Raw genomic sequence first — 18,236 nt, 5'->3', positions numbered from 1 at the left:
TATTAAGCTGCCTCTTTTTTCCTCTCCGGATTTAGATCCACATCGCCAACATGATCCCAGTTCCTAACCTCTTTGGACCAGCGATTTGGATTCAGTGTTCTTGCCTTTGCATACAACTCTGAACGATTAGCCAGTATTGCCTGATCCTCACCTTTATGTCGCTGCGCTGGGGTGACAAATTTTATCCTGCTGTGACGATGCTCAGTGTTGTACCATTGAACAAAGTCTCTGACCCAGGCCCTGGCATCGTCCAGTGTTTTAAAGCCTTCACTCGGCCATCGACGACTGTATTTGACTGTGCGAAACAGGGATTCTGAGTAAGGATTATCATTGCTGACACCTGGTCGGCTACGTGAGCCAACAACTCCCATTTCCATCATCTTTGCTTGCATGGTCAAACTCTTCATTGGGCTGCCATTGTCAGAGTGCAAAACAATCTTTTCATTGACGCATTTCTCAGACCATAAGGTGCGTTCCAGAAGGTTGGCTGCATGCTCACCCGACTCGCTGTCATGCACTTCCCATCCCACCACTTTGCGGCTAAATATATCCATTATCATATACAGATAGAAAAACCGACCAATGACTGTTGAGGGGCAATACGAAATATCCCAAGTCCACACTTCACAAGGCCCTGTAGCGGTAAACCCATTTGGTTTTGCTATGCTCCCTTTAGGTTTAGCCTTGCCCCTGTGTTTCAGCTGATTATGGGCTTTGAGGATACGATAAAAGCTCGATTCCGAACCCAGATACACGGCTTCATCAGCCAATATCGGTACGATTTGGCTGGGTGACAGGCTGGCAAATCGCTCCTGGTTACTGATGTCTAATATGGCTTGTTGTTCCGCTTCTGTTAACTTGTTAGCAGGCACGGGTCTGGCCGCCTCTGGCCGTTTATCTGCACTGACACAACCCGTTTCCAACCATCGTTGTAATGTGCGTAGGGATAATCCGATTTCCGCACAGGCTTTATGCTTTCTCGCACCTGCGCTGACAGCATCATCAACCAAAGATACATAGTATTGCCTATCTGAGAGCGTGGTTAATTGTCCTCGTCTTCCCCCCAGTAGGCATTTAACTTTTTTCTGAGCACCAGAAGAGCTGCGGTTTCGGCCAAGGCTGCATCTTTCCGTTTTAACTCTCTCTCCAACTCTTTAATGCGTTTTTTGTCGGCTTTACGCTCTTGTGCCTGCTGCTTGCGCTTCTGTGCCTCGGTCTGATTACCTGAAATACAGCTCAGTTTCCATTGCTGGATTTGCTCAGGAAACAGTCCTTTCTTGCGACAATACTCACTTAACTCAACTGCCGACATTGCGGCCGTTTCTATCACCGCAGAAAACTTCCGCTCCGCGGACCAATCATCTGGTTCATTACTTTTTGTCAAACTGAAATCGGCCTCTGCATACTTTTCCCGCCAACCATACAGAGTAGAAAGACTAATACCTTCTCTCTGTGAAAACTGACGCAATGATAAACCGCTTTCCATCAACTTACTAACGACTGCTTTTTTGTGCGCTTCAGGATAATGTCTCACTCAAACCTAACTTCCGCCTCCTGTCCAATAGTATTAAAAACTGAGGCGACAACTATCCTGACACAGGGGGTTTTTGAGGATTTTGAGAATGTTTTGGTCCAAACATATAAGGTTTTATAACTGATCCCTAAACGCTCAGATACATCGTTGACAGAATAACCGTGCTTAATGACTTGATTGACGGCTTCTTGTTTGAATTCAGTGGTATAACGAGTGCCTTTACTCATGATTGACCTCTTATGGTTTAAGTTACAATTTTTACCATAAAAAGTGTCTACAAGTCTCAGGCCTTACCACTAACGCGTTGATTGGCATGAGGCATGGCAGTCGCTAATGCTGACTGCCAATGCCATAGGAACTATTTATCTGACTGTTTGATAAGTTCTTCTAGCTCATTAACCTTGCCTTGTAAGGTTTCAAGTTTTTCTCGAGTTTTGATCAATACATGCTGCTGGATTTCAAATTCTTCTCTGCTAACCATATCAAGTTTCAATAGCTGCTGTTGTAGAATTTGTTTGGTCTTATCTTCAAAATCTGCGGCCGCTTGTTTTAGCCCTGAGGGTAAGTTGTCGCTAAGCTGTTTGGCCATTTCTTCAATTTTCTTAGGATTTAGCATAATGCACTCTGTACTAGATTGAATCTAGCTAGTGTACCTTAGGGAAGATGAAACCCCAAAAGTGGCTGACTAAAGTGCTGGCACTAGCTAGATTGTCATTGATGACGCGTATGAATCAAACCATGAATAGTTACCGCTTCTTAGTATGTTAGCTATGTTGGAAGATTACAGGGGGGGGCTGAGTTTTTAAGGTCGTCGCCATGAGCTTATGGGTCTATATGCAGACGCTCTATCTACAAATATAGGGTAATCAAAAGCGTCTAATTGAGCTGCCAGAATGGATTCACTCTGACAGCCCATAGGCCTACTTTGTTACTGCTACTTCTTGTGGACTAGATTCTAGAGTTTCATCAAACTCAGTCAGAGGATGGTGTTTTTCGGCGATAAAGGTATAGATCACAGGTAAGACGAACAAGGTGAAAATAGTACCTATGCCAAGGCCTGCGACTATGACTATTCCTATGTTAAAGCGTGATGCAGCGCCTGCGCCCGAGGCAAATAGTAAGGGTAATAAGCCGGCTATCATGGCTGCGGTTGTCATTAATATCGGCCGTAATCGGATTGCGGCGGCGTGCATGATGGCATCTTGGCGATTGAGACCATTATTCATTTGCTCTTCTTTAGCCACTTCACACATCAAAATACCGTGTTTACTGATTAAACCCACTAAGGTTATTAGTCCCACCTGGGTATAGATATTTAAGGATGTGAGTCCAAAAATATGGGTCCAACCTAATGCGATTAATGCGCCACTCACGGCCAGTGGTACAGAAATAAGAATCACTATGGGGTCGCGTAGACTCTCAAATTGGCTGGCAAGCACTAAGAAAATAATCAATAAGGCTAGGCCGAAGGTGGTGTACATGGCATTACCTTCTTGGACAAACTGACGGGCTTCACCGAGGAAGCCGTAGGTGTAGCCTTTAGGTAATTCATTGTCACCAATATTTTGTAGGAAGTTGATGGTGTCACCCATAGCAACCCCTGGTGCGGGCACTGCAGCAATGGTGATTGAGTTCATCTGATTGAAGTGTGGTAGCGATCTCGGTTCAGAAATAACATCCACGTTGACTAAGCTCGACAATGGCACCGCCATGCCGTCGGCGGCCACTAAGTAATAATCTTTTAAGGCCTCAGGATTGGCACGATATTTACGTTCAACTTGAGGGATGACCTCATAGGCCCTGCCATCAATGTTGACGCGGTTGACGTAACCATCGGTGATCATAGTGCTTAGGGTTGTACCTATATCTTGCATAGTAATACCGTAAGCACCGGCTAAATCACGATTAATTTTGATTTTCATCGTACCAGAATCATATTTTAAATTGATTTCTGAATAGACGAACAGCGGATTCTTTTGCACTTTGTCTAACACGCTACTGCCAATTTGAAACAGGCTTTCAAATGAGCTTGAGCTAGTAATAACAAACTGAACAGGTAACCCACTAGAAGCTCCTGGTAAGGACGGCATGTTAAAGGTGGTTACTGCTATGCCAGGGATATCTTTGACTTCTTTACCTATGACAGCTTGCAATTGTTGCTGGCTCAAGCTGCGATCGCTCCACGGCACTAACGGGGCTATGCCCATGGCTTGGTTAGAGGATGGAATACCAATAAATGCCAATGAGGCGGCCACTTGTGGGTGGGTTTTAATGATATTGGTTACTAGCTCCATGTTGCTTTGAATATAGTCAAGGTTAGCATCAGATTGCGCTGTGCCCATTAACATGACTACACCTTGATCTTCCGTTGGCGCTAACTGCGATGGAATAAACTTGAACATAATAGGTAGCGAAATAAACACTATGACGGCAAAGGTAATTATCACAGGTTTATGATTCATGATGGCTTTTAATGCCTGACTATAGCGACTTGCGAGTGTCTCAAGAAAATGCTCAATCCTACGTTCAAACGCATTCGGTGTAGCATTAGCAAGCAATAACTTGGAGCACATCATAGGTGATAGCGTTAAGGCGACTATTCCTGAGATAAATACTGCCCCTGCGAGCGTAAGTGCGAACTCCTTGAATAATGAGCCTGTAACTCCCCCCATTAAAGCAATAGGTGCGTACACTGCCGCAAGGGTAATAGTCATGGAAATAATGGGGACGGCAATCTCACGAGTACCAATAATGGCGGCTCTAAATGGCGGCTCCCCAAGCTTGATATGACGGTCAATATTTTCAACTACCACAATGGCATCATCAACCACTAGACCAATGGCAAGCACCATAGCGAGTAGCGTCATGAGGTTAATGGAAAAGTCGAATAGCTGCATCACCATAGCCACGCCAATGAGCGATAGCGGAATAGTGACTATTGGGATCACCACCGCGCGCAGCGAGCCCATAAATAACATGATGACTACTATTACAATCAGTGCGGCTTCGATAATGGTCTTAGCGACTTCATCGATAGAGTCATTAATGGCTAATGATGAGTCATACAAAATACTGGCAGACATAGATGATGGCAAGTTTTGCTGAATTTCAGGCAGCATGGCTCTCGCATCGGCCGCAACCGTTAATGGGTTGGCGGTAGGCGTAACATCAAGGCCAACTACCACAGCTTCTTTGCCATTGGCTAAGGCACGATAAATATCATGGCTTTTAGCAAGGCTGACAGAGGCAATATCTTTTAGCCTAACTATGGCGCCTTTTTTACTGCTAATGATCAAGTTTTCAAGTGCTTCCGCGGTTGTTACCTGGGTATCAGCAGTGCCGTTGAGCAAGGTAAAGAAACTGTCAGTTTGCCCTACTGCGGATTGGAAGTTATTGGCTTGCAAGACTTGCATTAATTCAGTGGAACTAATGTTAAATGCACCCATGCGAGCGGGATCTGGCCAAATTCTTAAGGCGTAAGGGGTGCCACCATATAGGTTAACTTTGGATACACCATTGATAGTAAAGAATTGTGGCGTTACCACCCGCTGTAAATAATCGGTAATTTGGCTGGAGTTGATTTCTTCACTGGAAAAAGAAATATACAGCGCTGAGGTTTGTGACCCGGTTGACATAGTCACGGTCGGATCTTGCGCTTCTTTGGGCAGCTGTGAGGCCACTGAGTTTATTTGTGATAACACATTGGCAAGTGCGGCATTTGGGTCAGTATTCAATTTCATATTGACTGAAATTGATGATGTGCCAAGAAAGCTTTGCGAGCTCATAAAGTCGATATTTTCAACTTGAGCAAGTGCTTGTTCTAAAGGTTGAGTGATAAAGCCTTCAATCAAGTTAGCATCGGCGCCGTAATAACCTGTACTAACAGTAATAACGGTATTGGTCATCTTTGGGTATTCGCGCACCTGCATGCCAAGCAGCGCATTAATGCCTAATACAAGCATTAATATGCTGATAGACGCGGCTAAGACAGGGCGACGAATAAAAATATCAGTAAAGCGCATATCCGCCTCCGTCTACAGTTGTGGCAAGGTCGTTGGGGTGGTGATTTCGTCGGGTACAATCTTTACTTTGCTTTGATTGCTTAAACGTACTAAGCCTGAAGTGGCAATCTGTTGACCTGCCGTCAGCTTACCTTTGACAAGTGCCTGACTTCCGCTGCGCTCAAGCACTTCCACGTTCACTTGCTCGACTCTATCAACTGCTTTTCCTTGTTCATCGCTGCGATTAATCACATACACAGAATTACCATAGAGGGCAAAGTTGATAGCCGTTTGTGGTAACACCAGTTGGTCAGTTAATTCAGGTAAAATAATCGAGACTTGCGCGAACATACCGCTGCGTAATTCTGCGCCTTCATTAGGTATGCTGGCCTGCACTTGAATTAAACCACTTTGGTAAAATACCGCAGGTTCAATGGCGCTAATTGTGCCGCTAAAGGCTTTATCTGGGTAAGCATCCACAAATACTTGTAGTGCTTGGCCGACGCGAATTTTAGAGAGTTGGGTTTGTGGAATTGTGAAGCGGATTTTCATGCTACTAAGGTCTTCTAAGCGCACTATATCAGTACCAACTTGCAGATACTGACCTAAATTAACGCTTCGAATACCAACTAAACCCGCAAACGGCGCTTTTATTTGGCGCTGGGCAATGGTGGCTTTTAGGCTCTCAATATTGGCTTGCATAGAAAGATATTGCGACTGCGCATTGTCTAAGTCTTGGCGCGACACAGAGTTTTGCTTATAGAGACGATTTAAGCGTTCATAGTCGGCTTGGAGTGCTGGTAACTGTACTTGGCTGGTTTTTAAGTTAGCGAGTTGTACTTGGCTATCTAGACTAATCAATAGGGCCCCGGCTGCAACTCGGCTGCCATTGTCAAAGTTGATATTAGTGACTATGCCGGCGACTTCGTTTTCTAGCTCAACACCTTGATTAGGTTCAATAAAGCCGATGGTATTTATCGTTGGCTGCCAGCCTTGTGGTTGCAATGTCATGGCGGTTACAGGAAACTCAGCTTCAGGAATATTAGCAATGGCCTCGGCCGTTTTATGTTCCACAAATAGATTGAATGCAATCACGCTCCCAAAAGCGAGGATTGCAATAATGATCATCACACTGAACCACTTCTTCATAGCAGAAGCCTCTTGTTGTAAATAGATAAACATATCGAATGTAAGCTTAGTTCAAGAATGGTAGCAGGTAGGTTGAGTTTAAAAATTATCTTATTTTACAGATGTTAACTGGAACATCGGTATGAAGTAGGTTTCACTATCCATTTAGCTTCCGCTCACTAAAATCAGTGAAATGATGGCTTTTAGTTATAGTCGAAGGTGGATCTGATATGATCACGACAGGTCAGGTGTTTTAGGTTATACGTCAATGAAATTGAATGCTGCGCAAGATGATGCGGTTCACTATGTGTCAGGTCCATGCTTAGTGTTAGCGGGGGCCGGTAGTGGTAAAACTCGAGTTATTATCAATAAAATTGCGTATTTAGTGCAAAAGTGTGGCTACCAAGCCAAACACATTGCTGCGGTAACATTTACTAATAAAGCCGCGCGTGAAATGAAAGAGCGTGTCGCCAGCACCATGGGGCGTAAAGAAGCGCGTGGATTATGGATTTCAACTTTCCATACTTTAGGGTTAGAAATCATTAAGCGTGAATATAAACACCTGGGTTTGAAACCTGGTTTTTCATTGTTTGATGATCAAGATACTTTAGCCTTGCTCAAGGAATTAACTGAAAAAGAATTACAGGAAGATAAAGACTTACTTAAGCAGTTAGCGACGGCTATATCGAATTGGAAAGGGGCATTAGTCATTCCTGACCATGCGCGAAAAATCGCTAAAGGCGAGCAAGAGCAGCTGTTCTCCTTGCTATATCAGCGTTACGCCCTGCATATGAAGGCCTATAACGCTTTAGATTTTGACGATCTTATTTTACTACCAACCTTACTATTAAGGCATAAAGATGAAGTGCGCCAGCGCTGGCAGTTACGTATTCAATACTTATTAGTGGATGAATACCAAGACACTAACACTAGTCAGTATGAATTAGTGAAGTTGCTGGTTGGTGAGCGTGCTCGTTTCACTGTGGTAGGAGATGATGATCAATCCATCTATTCATGGCGTGGCGCTAAACCACAAAACTTGGTATTGCTTGGAAAGGACTTCCCACAACTTAAACTGATTAAACTTGAGCAAAATTATCGCTCGAGTCAGCGTATATTGCGCGCCGCCAACATATTAATTGCCAATAATCCGCATGTGTACGACAAAGCCTTGTTCAGTGAGTTGCCTTATGGCGAGCCGCTGCGGGTACTGACGGCAGCCAATGAAGAACAAGAAGCGGAGCGAGTCGTCGCTGAAATTGTTCGCCATAAGTTTGTCAATCGAAGTCAGTATGGCAGTTATGCGATTCTTTATCGCGGCAATCATCAGTCGCGTTTGTTGGAGCGCGCCTTAATGACTAACCGTATTCCTTATAAATTAAGTGGCGGCACCTCATTCTTCGCGCGCGCTGAGATTAAAGACATCATGGCTTACCTCAAACTAGTGGTGAATCCTGATGATGACAATGCCTTCCTGCGCATTGTCAATTTACCTAAACGTGGCATAGGGCCAGCGACGCTGGAGCGCTTAGGTAATTTTGCGAATGAAAAGCATATCTCTATGTTTGATGCAATTTTCCAAGCTGAGTTGAATCATCACTTGCCGCCGGCAGCCATGGGCACCTTGTACGAGTTTGGGCGCTTTATTGTGGATACTAGCGAAATCGCTAAGCGCGGCGAGCCAGTTGATGCCATCAAACAGCTTATTCGTAAGATTAACTACGAAGATTATCTTTACGAGACAAGTACGAGTGCCAAGGCCGCCGAAATGCGGATGAAAAATATTTCTGAGCTTTATCGCTGGGTCACCGAAATGCTTGAAGGTGATGAGCTAGATGAAGGCATGACCTTACCTGAAGTGGTCACCCGCTTAACGCTGCGAGACATGATGGAGCGCAATAGTGAAGATGAAAGCGGTGATCAAGTGCAATTGATGACTCTGCATGCCTCGAAAGGGCTTGAATACCCTTATGTGTTTATGGTCGGAACAGAAGAGCGAATATTGCCGCATCAAACCAGCATTGATGAGGATAATGTTGATGAAGAGCGACGCTTAGCTTATGTGGGGATTACCCGTGCTCAGCGGGAGTTATGGTTTACTATGTGCCGTGAGCGTCGGCAATTCGGTGAGACCTTGCGCTGTGAACCGAGTCGTTTCTTGATGGAATTACCCCAAGATGACTTAATTTGGGAAAACCGCAAATCGACTCAGTCTGCAGAAGAGCGCCAGCAGTCAGGTAAAGCCAATATCGCCAACATTCGCGCCATGCTGAAAAAGTAATCGTGAAGCTGTTGATGACTTAGATTTACAAGGTTCAAGGTTATTGCTCAATGTTTAGAAAAGGATAATGCTCAGATTTGAACTGACATTATCCTTTTTTGATCTTATTTATTGGAAAGCGATATGGTTATTGACGGCTTTTGAACTTAAGAATGTCTTGACCAATGGTAAATATTCTCATTTTTTTGAGGATTTATAGCCAAGGGTAAAATTATTACGCGGCAGCGCGAGTGTTTTGCGTCCAATCATTTACCTTTCGCTTTCAATTTCAACAAGATTTAGTTACCAGTCAGTTAACTTTGCCTATTGGAGGATACTATATTGGTGCCAACTAGCTAAATCTTGAGCAAACGAACAAGAAGTTACAATCAGTGCTAGACGTAGGCGTGATTTGCCCATACTATATGCCTCGTTGACACGGCAAGCGCCCATAGCTCAGATGGATAGAGCGCACCCCTCCGGAGGGTGAGGCCGAGGGTTCGAATCCTTCTGGGCGCACCAGAAAAGATTCGGCGGTTAACAAATTAGAAAGTCAGTGGTGATTGTAGCTCAGTTGGTAGAGTCCCGGATTGTGATTCCGGTTGTCGTGGGTTCGAGCCCCATCAGTCACCCCATTCTAATGTGTCATAGTTTTACAATTTCGGTGATTAGCGCAGTCCGGTAGCGCATCTGCTTTGGGAGCAGAGGGTCAGAGGTTCGAATCCTCTATCACCGACCAAATTTTTAAGCTTAATTTCGATTGAGTTTGACACACCAGTTTTCGGTGATTAGCGCAGTCCGGTAGCGCATCTGCTTTGGGAGCAGAGGGTCAGAGGTTCGAATCCTCTATCACCGACCACTTTTAACAAAAAAGCCTCGCATTGCGAGGCTTTTTTGTATCCATTTTTCACGAATTATTTTTTGTGAGAACTAACCACTGATAGTGCTTCTACCAGTGGCCATCATTAGTCTTCTTTTATATCTTGCGGTGGCGATATAAATCCTTGATACGCCTGAGTGTATAAGGACTCAAATCGTTGTAATTGCGCCTGTTCTTGAATGCCAGTAACAATCACTTGAATATTAAGGCCTTTAGCCACATTAATCAGGGCGCGGCATAATTCGCTGTTGTGTTGGCTTTCATCGTAAAAGGCAAAGGATTGATCGAGTTTGACATAGCTTGGTCGTAAGGTTTGTAAATAAGTCATAGAACCAAATTGACGGCCAAAGTGATCAATACCAAAGCTTGAGCCAGAATCGCGAATGATTTGGCACAAGGCTTGGCAAGCCTCGGGATTGCTATACACCCCAGCCTCAGGAATATCAAAAGCAATTTTGTGTGGGTGTTGTTGCTTTAAAAATTGCCCAAGCCATTGATGGAAGCTAACATCGGTTAAGCTCTGATGGGTTAAGTTAATGGCTATCGACTCAGGGAGTTTAGTGAGGATACCGCGCTGAGCTACTGAGCTAATCAGGCATTTATCTAATAACGATCCTAATGACAGTAACTCTATATAAGGCATAAATTGCCCCGCATGCACGGTTCTGCCTTGCAGTTGTAACTGGCAATAGATTTCTCGCTGTAATACTCCAGCTTCGGCATTGAGGCACACTTCTTGCCAGCGGAACTGGAAAGCATCAGATGTAATGGCGCTATTGAGTTCAGAGCGCCATTGCTCGCGGGTATAAAGCTGTTTAGTGTCAGTCTCAAACCAGTGAAAGGTTTTATTGGCTTGCAAGGCTTGCTGCAAGGCATTATCTGCTTGTGACAAGATATCTGACACTGTCATTTGGCTATGGCGCTGCGCAATACCAATAGCAAAGCCCTCATTGGGGTTGCTACCTGCCTTAGCGATTTCCTGATTGACCGCTCTGACTAAGGTTTGCAGATAAGTCACGATTTTGTCGTGCTCAACATCTGTCAGTAAAAATGCGAATTCATAGGCGGAAATTCGGCAAATAACCGATTGGGACACTTGTGCTAACTCGTCTTGCAGCGCCTTAGATAATATACGTATGGTTTCATCTCGAACTTGATAGCCATATTTATTGTGCACTTCATCAAGCCAGTCCATCTTAACCATGAAAAATGCACCTGAGTTAGGTTCACTGACCCATGAGCTCAGGCGTCCCATCATGTATTGCCGATTAGGCAAGCCAGAGGCGTGATCCATCAAGTTTTTTGTGCGTAAGGATGACACTTCCTCATCCAATGAATCGAAAATCATTTTCAGCTGGGAAGACATGCTATTAAAAGCTATTACCAGCTCTTTAAGTTCTTCGGTTTTAGGATGTTCCATTTCTGGGCCGAACTGGCGCTGAGCAATATTTTTGGCATGAATTGAAATTTGATGCAGAGGTTTTAGAATCCAAGTTAACCCAAAGCGGGCGATAACAATGGCAATCAAAAACAGAATCGAAAATAAGATCACCATATTACTGAGGATGCGCCAGAGTTCGAGATAACCAAAACCTGGATGCGCGACAATTTCGAGTTCGGCCAGTTGCAGCCAACCTGAAGTAATGGTCGACTTATTGGAAATGACATCAAAAAGGCCAAGATCAATAAACCATTGCGGTACGCCTTCAATGACTAATTCATTATTCCACACTTGCTGGTGGCCATCGACATTCCACAATAAGATGACTTTTTGATAATAGCCGCCTTCAAAAATCACGTTGATTAATGTTTCTGCTGTCACATTGTCGCCAGCCTCTAATGCTGGGGATAACATCAATCCCAGAGAGTGACTGGTATTATTCAGATCCGATTCCATTTGTTTAGTTAAAAACTCTTGGGTTTCAGTAAACTGAACATAGCCAGTGGTGGCAATGACGAGAATAAACAAGCTAAATAACAGCGCATAAAGCTGTCTAAACAGTGTCATGTCAATTACTCCAATAAATGTTTGGGTTTTCTCAGTTGTTTTACGTTCAACCTTTGTTTCAGGTTGGTCCATTTTTCCAGTTTTGATGATGAACCTGCCAATTTACCTTGGCCTTTTTCTTTGTTTAACCATAATTGCTTACCATTAAAGCTATACACAGGTAACAGGTCTTTACGTTTAGTGGCTGGTTTTAATTTGGGATCGAGGTTATCGAGTACTAACGGAATTGAGCCTGGGGTTTCATAGTAAGTTAAAACCATATGGTATTGATTTACGGTGGTGGCCTTAACCATGGTAATCCGCATTTTCTCTTCGGGGATGCCTAGCTGCAATAATGAAAAGAATTTAGCGATAGCAAAATCTTCGCAATCCCCACCATTAGCGCCAATAAACTCAAGCGGAGTCGCCCAATAGTTGGCTTCTCCCCAAAGCTTAATGTCATCCACAAATTGAAATAGATTGAAAAAACGATTAACGGCAGTCAGCTTTTCTAACTCACTACTGGCTTGATGGCTGGCTAGGACTTTAAACCAAGCGGCAGAGCGCATGCCAGCTCTTTCACCGTAACGAGAGATTAGGGCTCGATTGATAGTGCTTTCATCCAGCCAGGCGAGTGATGCTTTGACTGGGCCTATGAGGCCCTGAGTTGCCAACATCAAGCAGCAACTCAGGATGAATAAACTGAACTTCCGTTGTCGTTTATGCATAATCCCTTAGTGTTAGTTATTCTTTTTTTACTTCATCTGTTTCAACAGCTTCAGCCGCTTCAATAGGTTCCGCAAGCTCAACCGCTTCAAGGTCATCTTCGTCATCAACACTAAAGATAGTCCATTTCATTTCGGCAGTCGTATCTTCTGCCATTTTGCCGCAGCCAAAGTTATCGATAGCGGCGCCTTTAGTGGTATCTTTACAGCGCTCTCTCGCGTCAATGACACCATCTTGGTCAATATCGGTGAGATTGTTGGCTTGCGTGGTCCCATTGATTGTATGTATATCTCGCATGCCACATGCGCTGACTAGCAAGGCCATACTTACGATTAATAACGTTCTCATTGGGTGACTCCTCCTTCATAAGTATCTTCGCCAAGCCATTCTTGTGGTCTAGATACCCGCAAAGAATTTAGCAATTGCCCCGTGGCATTTAATACTCGGTACTGAGCAATAATTTCATCGTACTCAGCTTGTAAATAATCTTTTCTTGCTTCGAATAATTCATTCTCAGTATCGAGTAAGTCGAGTAAGGTGCGTTGTCCAAGATTAAATTGCTGGGTGTAGGCCGATTGAGTTTCTTTTGATGCAATCACATGTTCTTTAATGAAGTTTTTTTGTGGCCCCAAGGATTCATAAGCATTCCACGCCAGATTTGCGCCTTCAATCACTTGTCTATAAGCGCGCTCTCTGATTTCTTTGGATTCACTTACCTTGTAAGCCGCACCTTTTTCTTTGGCGAGATCTCGTCCGCCATCAAACAGGTTGTATCTCATTTTAACCATGGCGACTAAATCGTTGTTATAACCACCGACTTGAGCCGAACCTATGCCCGAGCCATCCTCACCATCAAGATTATTGTTCCAGTTACCATCAAGCTCTAGCGATATTGTTGGGTAATAATTAGCTTGTGCCGAGTCTTTTTGATTCTCAGCCGCTTGAATATCGGCCGCTGCTGATTTGAGGATAGGATGATTTTCTTGCGCTAATACTGAAACATCAGCGAAGGTCTTAGGTAGTAAATCCGTATCCGGCACAGGTGTTATTAGGCTGTCAGGATCGAGATTTGCGACTTTGGCAAATTCAGCTTTAGCATCAAAAAAGTTATTTCTAGCAGAAATCACATTGGCGTTAGCGCGGGCTAAACGGCCTGAAATTTGTGATAAATCTGCGGTAGAACCTAGGCCTGAGTCGGTTCTTTCTTTGATTTGATCATAAATGCTTTGATGGGTCTGTAAATTTTTCTCCGCCAGCGTCAATACTTGTTGGTTTCTGAGGTAATTGATATAGACCTTACTGACTTCTAACGCCATATCTTCAGCGGCAGAATACAGTGCCCATTGCTCAGCACTTGCTTCATATTGAGTTCTATCCAATTCACTGAAACTATAAAAGCCATCGAAAAGTATTTGGCGAATAGTTAGGCCGGCTTCACCGCGTTTCAGTTCCACATCGCCATTATTTCTACCATTGCTTCTTCTTGAGCTTGGGCTATCGGTATTTTCAACCCCGTAGCCAGCGCTAACATCAACCGTTGGCAAAAAGCCGCCGAAGGCTTGATTGACTTGTTCTTCTTTTTCTTTAAAACGGTTAAAGGCGATGCGCAGATCAGGATTGGTATCCAAAGTATGAGCAACGACTTGTTCTAAGGTTTGGCTATGTGCAGCTGCAGGCAATAGTAAAGCTAACCACATTGCCAGAATGCTTTTTTTTGCGCCAAGATATCGCTTGGTTTTCATTTCATTTCTCCAGTAGTACCTATCGCTCACGAAGAGCATTTTCCTTGGCTCTTAAAATTGGATTTAAGATGTATTCCATAATAGAGCGCTTACCTATGATGACATCCACAGTGGTTAGCATTCCTGGAATAATGGGCATGCGAGTTCCATCATCTTTTTTTATTAAACTCGACTCATCAGTTCGAACTTTAATGATATAAAAACTATTACCTTCTTCATCTTGAGTGGTGTCTGCGCTGATATGCTCAACTACACCAGTTAAACCTCCATAACGAGTAAAATCATAGGCTGAAATTTTGACAATTGCAGGTAAACCCGGATATAAAAACGCAATATCTTGCGGCAATATTTGAGTTTCAATTAATAACTGATCTTCTGATGGCACAATTTCAATAATATCGACACCTGGCTGAATAACTCCACCGAGTGTATTGATATTGACACTTTTTACTGTGCCATTGACCGGGGAGTTAATAATGGCCTTGCTTACTTTATCTTGAGCGCCAAGCTTAGCTTGATTGAGGCGGGATAAACGCGATTGCTGTTCATTGAGTTGTGCGCGCGTGTCTGAAATATACACTAGTGCGGCTTCGCGGCGCTTTAAAATCGCCTCATCTAATGCTGCTTTTATTTTAGGCAGCATTAAACGCATCGAGGCCAGTTCACCTTGAATTTCATTGACAGCACGCTGCAATTTAAGCAGTTCAACTTCAGGAACTATGCCTTTTTTGGCTAAGGGTTTAGTCATTTCTAACTCGCGACTAATGAGCTGAAAGCTATTCGTCATAGTGCGGATTTTGGAATTAACTTCCTCGGCTTCTTGCTGGCGTTGCTGAATTTGGCGCGCTTGAATTTCTAATTGATTGTGTAAATTATCTAGGCGGCTATTGTATTCTTGAATTTGACTGGCGATTAATGCCGCCTGTGATTCGATTAAATTCTGAGGAAATAACAGGGCTTGTTTGTTGATTTTTACCTGTTCGCGCCAATTGGTATCCACTTCTACTAAAGTAATACTCAATAACTCTGTCGCTAAGCGCACTACATTGGCTTGCAGGCTATCGACTTCTTGTTCTTGCTGTGAATAATCAGAGCGAAATCGCGTGTCATCGATCCTAACTAAAGGTTGTCCCTTAGTGACGAGATTACCTTCTTGAACAAAAATATTTTGAATGATGCCACCATCAAGGCTTTGAATGACTTGAATTTGCGATGAAGGGATCACTTTGCCAAGACCTGAGGTGACGCGATCAAGCTTAGATAGCGAGGCCCAGATTAAAAAACTCACCACAAAGCCTGCGATAGCCCAGATAATATATTTATGACCCTTGGAGGCGTCGGTAAGCATGGCGCCATAGAGGTCATCGACCATTTCAAGATCTTGATTTGAAAGCGGTTGGTTTTTTTTCATGACAATTTTTCCGCTAATAAACCAAGACTTAATTGCCTTAATACTTCATCTTTATTGTCATCGGCTAAGATCTTGCCTTTATCAAGCACGATAACTCTGTCGACTAACGACAATAATTGCAGCTTATGGGTGATTAAAATGAGGCCGCGATTATTGGTCGCTTGCTGCATAGCGCGAACAAATTGTTTTTCTGCGCGTGAATCTAGGCTCGCTGTAGGTTCATCCATAATGAGCGTCGGCGGGTCGTTTAAGATGGCGCGAGCCAAAGCGACCGTTTGCCTTTGACCGCGAGATAATGACAGGCCGCCTTCACCCACCTGTTGATCTAATCCTTCAGATTCCAAATTAGTAAATAAGCTTACCCCCGACAGTTGCACGGCGCGGATTAATTGATGCTCAGTCACCTGGCGGCTACCAAATAAAATATTATCCCTAATAGACCCATGAAAAAGCACTATATCTTGCGGGAGGTAACCAAAATTACGGCGGATATCGCATGGATGAATTTGATTGCTATGAATACCATCATATCTCAGGCTGCCACCACTGGGTTGGTAAAGCCCTGCGAGCATTTTGGCTAAGGTCGATTTTCCTGAACCATTGCGGCCAATGATGGCGACTCGCTCATTGGGGGCGAAACTAAAGGAAATTGGATGCAGAATAGGTTTAGTTGACTCTGGATAGCTAAAACTAATATTGTCGGCATCAATCTTGACATTGAGTTTTTGAACATTGATCAGATGGCCCTTACTTTCGAGTTCATCGTCAAAATTCATTATGGTTTCAATTTGCTGTAATGATGCTTGCGTCTGATTAGCTTTGGTCATTAAATTGGCTAGCTGCGCCATAGGTGAAATGGCACGGCTGGACAACATAACCGCGGCAATTATACCACCCATAGAAATATCGCCATCAGCTACTCGGTAGACTCCTAAAATCACTACCGCGACCACGACTAGTTGCACTACCACATTCGCCACATTACTCACTGAGTTAGACAGGTTTTTGGTTTTTAACTGCCAGTTAGCGGTATGGCCAATCATTTGCTGCCAAGTTCGTTGTACTATTCCTTCAGCGCCGTAGGCCTTGATTGATTCAAGAGCGGCGAGAGTTTCAATTAGATGGCCATGTTTTAGCATGGAATACTTGCTGCTTTCTTCTATCGCGGCCTTGAGTTTTGGTTGAATGTAGAGGGTGTAGCCAATAATAATGAGGCCACCGACGACTGGAATAGCGGCTAAGTCTCCGGCCACAATGTAAATAATAAATACAAATAACAAGGCAAAGGGTAAATCGACCAAGGTTGTTAATGTCGCTGAGGTTAAAAACTCCCTGATACTGTCGAATTCGCTGAGTTTTTTGGCCATAGCCCCAATGCTAGGCGATCGTTGTTGCAGTGGGATACCTATGGCTTTAGCAAATAGTTTAGAGGAGATAATGATGTCCGCTTTTTTGCCGGCGACATCTATGATGTAGCTACGCAATTGCCGCAAAATAAAATCAAATAAATAGGCAACTGAAGCACCAATAGCAAGAACCCATAAAGATTCGAAGGCAAGATTAGGAACCACCTTGTCGTAAATGTTCATGATAAAAAGGGGGGAAACTAACGCAAATAAATTGATCATTACTGAAGCGATTAAGGCATCACGATAAATGGAAGAAGAGTCTTTGACGGTTTGCCATAACCAGTGAGCTTTTGAGTCATGCAGGTAGGCTTCCATGCCTTTATCAGAACGAAATTGCTGTTTGATAAGAAATAAGTAACCAACATACAGGGCTTCTAGTTCTTCAATCGTGAAAATTTGCTCGCCGCCAGTTTCTGGTAGCTGCACCACGGCTTTATCATTTTCAGTATCAATATCTCGGATCACGCAGGCTTGCTTGTCTTTAAGCAGAATAATACATGGCAGCATTATGCTGTTAATTTGGGTTAAATTTTTTCTAAACAGTTTAGCGCTAAAGCCAGCTCGCGCGGCAGCTTGAGGAAGTAAGTCAGCAGAGATAACCGTTCCCGACAAGGGTAGTCCTGCCGCTAATGAGTCGCTAGAGCAAGGGCTTCCATAGTACTCAGTGATTAGTACTAAGGAGTCTAATAGAGGATCGCAAGTCACACGTTGTGATGCTGAGATCGTCCATTGTTCAGAGTTATTACTCATGGGTTGCTGCACGTAAACATAATCCCTTATTACGGCGATAACTAATGGTTCATTGTAGTTGTAATTATGTTGCATTTGAAGCTATTTAGTTGCTAGCGCACTCACCATTCGTGTGGTGATTGTTGTTTGTATAATGTAGCTATTACTTTTAGTTGGGTTAGTGCAAGCAACTATCCTGACTTTGATTGCCCAATATAAACTAAAATGTAGCCTTAAAATCGAGTGGATATATAGCCTAATCTTGAGTGGTTAGTGGATTATGCTATTTTTATCTCTCAATGCGATATGAGCATCTGACGTGGGGTAAAATTAAAAGGTCGATAAGTTGGGGATTTTGGCGTGCTAGGATTTATATGTAATGACAGGTAATTTAAACTTTATGCTGCGTCAACATTGGTATTACTTAAC

Annotated in this window: 12 protein-coding genes and 4 tRNA genes; 5 read left to right on the top strand and 11 right to left on the bottom strand. The window is 43.6% G+C overall.

The genetic code is table 11. The features are described 5' to 3' along the window. Nucleotides 1-2: 2 nt before the first annotated feature. From AC1HDP_RS11705 to AC1HDP_RS11685, 5 genes are all read right to left on the bottom strand, one after another. A protein-coding gene (locus tag AC1HDP_RS11705) for an IS3 family transposase (RefSeq protein ID WP_479637392.1) occupies nucleotides 3-1,534 on the bottom strand; the annotation gives its coding sequence in 2 pieces (ribosomal slippage) (nucleotides 3-1,090 and nucleotides 1,090-1,534; 1,533 coding nt in all). Then, on the bottom strand, nucleotides 1,531-1,761 hold the full coding sequence (locus AC1HDP_RS11700; protein ID WP_479638909.1) for a transposase: 231 nt from the start codon (nucleotides 1,759-1,761) through the stop codon (nucleotides 1,531-1,533). Before AC1HDP_RS11700 ends, AC1HDP_RS11705 begins: the two co-directional genes overlap by 4 nt. Before the next feature lie 131 nt (nucleotides 1,762-1,892). Further along, complete coding sequence (gene ubiK / locus AC1HDP_RS11695) at nucleotides 1,893-2,150, bottom strand: ubiquinone biosynthesis accessory factor UbiK (RefSeq protein WP_479638908.1); 258 nt, start codon at nucleotides 2,148-2,150, stop codon at nucleotides 1,893-1,895. 304 nt (nucleotides 2,151-2,454) lie between these two features. Then, nucleotides 2,455-5,556, bottom strand: coding sequence for a multidrug efflux RND transporter permease subunit (locus AC1HDP_RS11690; protein WP_479638907.1), 3,102 nt, complete (start codon nucleotides 5,554-5,556; stop codon nucleotides 2,455-2,457). A gap of 12 nt (nucleotides 5,557-5,568) precedes the next feature. Further along, nucleotides 5,569-6,684, bottom strand: coding sequence for an efflux RND transporter periplasmic adaptor subunit (locus AC1HDP_RS11685; protein ID WP_479638906.1), 1,116 nt, complete (start codon nucleotides 6,682-6,684; stop codon nucleotides 5,569-5,571). A 247-nt stretch (nucleotides 6,685-6,931) separates the two neighbouring features. Between AC1HDP_RS11685 and rep the strand changes: the two genes are divergently transcribed. From rep to AC1HDP_RS11660, 5 genes are all read left to right on the top strand, one after another. Further along, nucleotides 6,932-8,944: a DNA helicase Rep gene (rep, locus tag AC1HDP_RS11680; RefSeq protein WP_479638905.1), complete on the top strand. Its 2,013-nt coding sequence runs from the start codon at nucleotides 6,932-6,934 to the stop codon at nucleotides 8,942-8,944. Nucleotides 8,945-9,368: 424 nt separating this feature from the next. Further along, nucleotides 9,369-9,445 (top strand) — tRNA-Arg (locus AC1HDP_RS11675). 37 nt (nucleotides 9,446-9,482) lie between these two features. Beyond that, a tRNA-His gene (locus AC1HDP_RS11670) sits at nucleotides 9,483-9,558 on the top strand. 27 nt (nucleotides 9,559-9,585) lie between these two features. Beyond that, a tRNA-Pro gene (locus tag AC1HDP_RS11665) sits at nucleotides 9,586-9,662 on the top strand. A 43-nt stretch (nucleotides 9,663-9,705) separates the two neighbouring features. Next, a tRNA-Pro gene (locus AC1HDP_RS11660) sits at nucleotides 9,706-9,782 on the top strand. 106 nt (nucleotides 9,783-9,888) lie between these two features. On the opposite strand, the gene AC1HDP_RS11655 is transcribed toward AC1HDP_RS11660, so the two are convergent. The 6 genes from AC1HDP_RS11655 to AC1HDP_RS11630 are packed head-to-tail and all read right to left on the bottom strand — an operon-like array spanning nucleotide 9,889 to nucleotide 17,828. Further along, nucleotides 9,889-11,811 (bottom strand): bifunctional diguanylate cyclase/phosphodiesterase, encoded by a 1,923-nt coding sequence (locus AC1HDP_RS11655; protein ID WP_479638904.1) that lies wholly within the window; start codon nucleotides 11,809-11,811, stop codon nucleotides 9,889-9,891. A 5-nt stretch (nucleotides 11,812-11,816) separates the two neighbouring features. Beyond that, nucleotides 11,817-12,518 (bottom strand): transglutaminase-like cysteine peptidase, encoded by a 702-nt coding sequence (locus tag AC1HDP_RS11650; protein WP_140929964.1) that lies wholly within the window; start codon nucleotides 12,516-12,518, stop codon nucleotides 11,817-11,819. A 16-nt stretch (nucleotides 12,519-12,534) separates the two neighbouring features. Continuing rightward, complete coding sequence (locus AC1HDP_RS11645; RefSeq protein WP_479638903.1) at nucleotides 12,535-12,864, bottom strand: hypothetical protein; 330 nt, start codon at nucleotides 12,862-12,864, stop codon at nucleotides 12,535-12,537. Continuing rightward, nucleotides 12,861-14,258, bottom strand: a complete 1,398-nt coding sequence (locus AC1HDP_RS11640; RefSeq protein WP_479638902.1) for a TolC family outer membrane protein — start codon at nucleotides 14,256-14,258, stop codon at nucleotides 12,861-12,863. Before AC1HDP_RS11640 ends, AC1HDP_RS11645 begins: the two co-directional genes overlap by 4 nt. 19 nt (nucleotides 14,259-14,277) lie before the next feature. Then, a complete protein-coding gene (locus tag AC1HDP_RS11635) occupies nucleotides 14,278-15,669 on the bottom strand; it encodes an HlyD family type I secretion periplasmic adaptor subunit (protein WP_479638901.1) in 1,392 nt (463 codons plus the stop codon). Beyond that, the gene (locus tag AC1HDP_RS11630) at nucleotides 15,666-17,828 is read right to left on the bottom strand and encodes a type I secretion system permease/ATPase (RefSeq protein WP_479638900.1); all 2,163 of its coding nucleotides are present in this window, start codon (nucleotides 17,826-17,828) and stop codon (nucleotides 15,666-15,668) included. Before AC1HDP_RS11630 ends, AC1HDP_RS11635 begins: the two co-directional genes overlap by 4 nt. Nucleotides 17,829-18,236: the final 408 nt, after the last annotated feature.

It is taken from the genome of Shewanella sp. ISS20 (assembly GCF_056522965.1).
Note: the sequence above shows the minus strand (reverse complement) of the source record. Positions and strands in the feature narration are given on the sequence as shown.

What these genes read in the sequence shown, in the direction of transcription:
- AC1HDP_RS11700 (WP_479638909.1), bottom strand. Translation starts at nt 1,761, where the DNA reads ATGAGTAAAGGCACTCGTTATACCACTGAATTCAAACAAGAAGCCGTC.
- ubiK (WP_479638908.1), bottom strand. Translation starts at nt 2,150, where the DNA reads ATGCTAAATCCTAAGAAAATTGAAGAAATGGCCAAACAGCTTAGCGAC.
- AC1HDP_RS11690 (WP_479638907.1), bottom strand. Translation starts at nt 5,556, where the DNA reads ATGCGCTTTACTGATATTTTTATTCGTCGCCCTGTCTTAGCCGCGTCT.
- AC1HDP_RS11685 (WP_479638906.1), bottom strand. Translation starts at nt 6,684, where the DNA reads ATGAAGAAGTGGTTCAGTGTGATGATCATTATTGCAATCCTCGCTTTT.
- rep (WP_479638905.1), top strand. Translation starts at nt 6,932, where the DNA reads ATGAAATTGAATGCTGCGCAAGATGATGCGGTTCACTATGTGTCAGGT.
- AC1HDP_RS11655 (WP_479638904.1), bottom strand. Translation starts at nt 11,811, where the DNA reads ATGACACTGTTTAGACAGCTTTATGCGCTGTTATTTAGCTTGTTTATT.
- AC1HDP_RS11650 (WP_140929964.1), bottom strand. Translation starts at nt 12,518, where the DNA reads ATGCATAAACGACAACGGAAGTTCAGTTTATTCATCCTGAGTTGCTGC.
- AC1HDP_RS11645 (WP_479638903.1), bottom strand. Translation starts at nt 12,864, where the DNA reads ATGAGAACGTTATTAATCGTAAGTATGGCCTTGCTAGTCAGCGCATGT.
- AC1HDP_RS11640 (WP_479638902.1), bottom strand. Translation starts at nt 14,258, where the DNA reads ATGAAAACCAAGCGATATCTTGGCGCAAAAAAAAGCATTCTGGCAATG.
- AC1HDP_RS11635 (WP_479638901.1), bottom strand. Translation starts at nt 15,669, where the DNA reads ATGAAAAAAAACCAACCGCTTTCAAATCAAGATCTTGAAATGGTCGAT.
- AC1HDP_RS11630 (WP_479638900.1), bottom strand. Translation starts at nt 17,828, where the DNA reads ATGAGTAATAACTCTGAACAATGGACGATCTCAGCATCACAACGTGTG.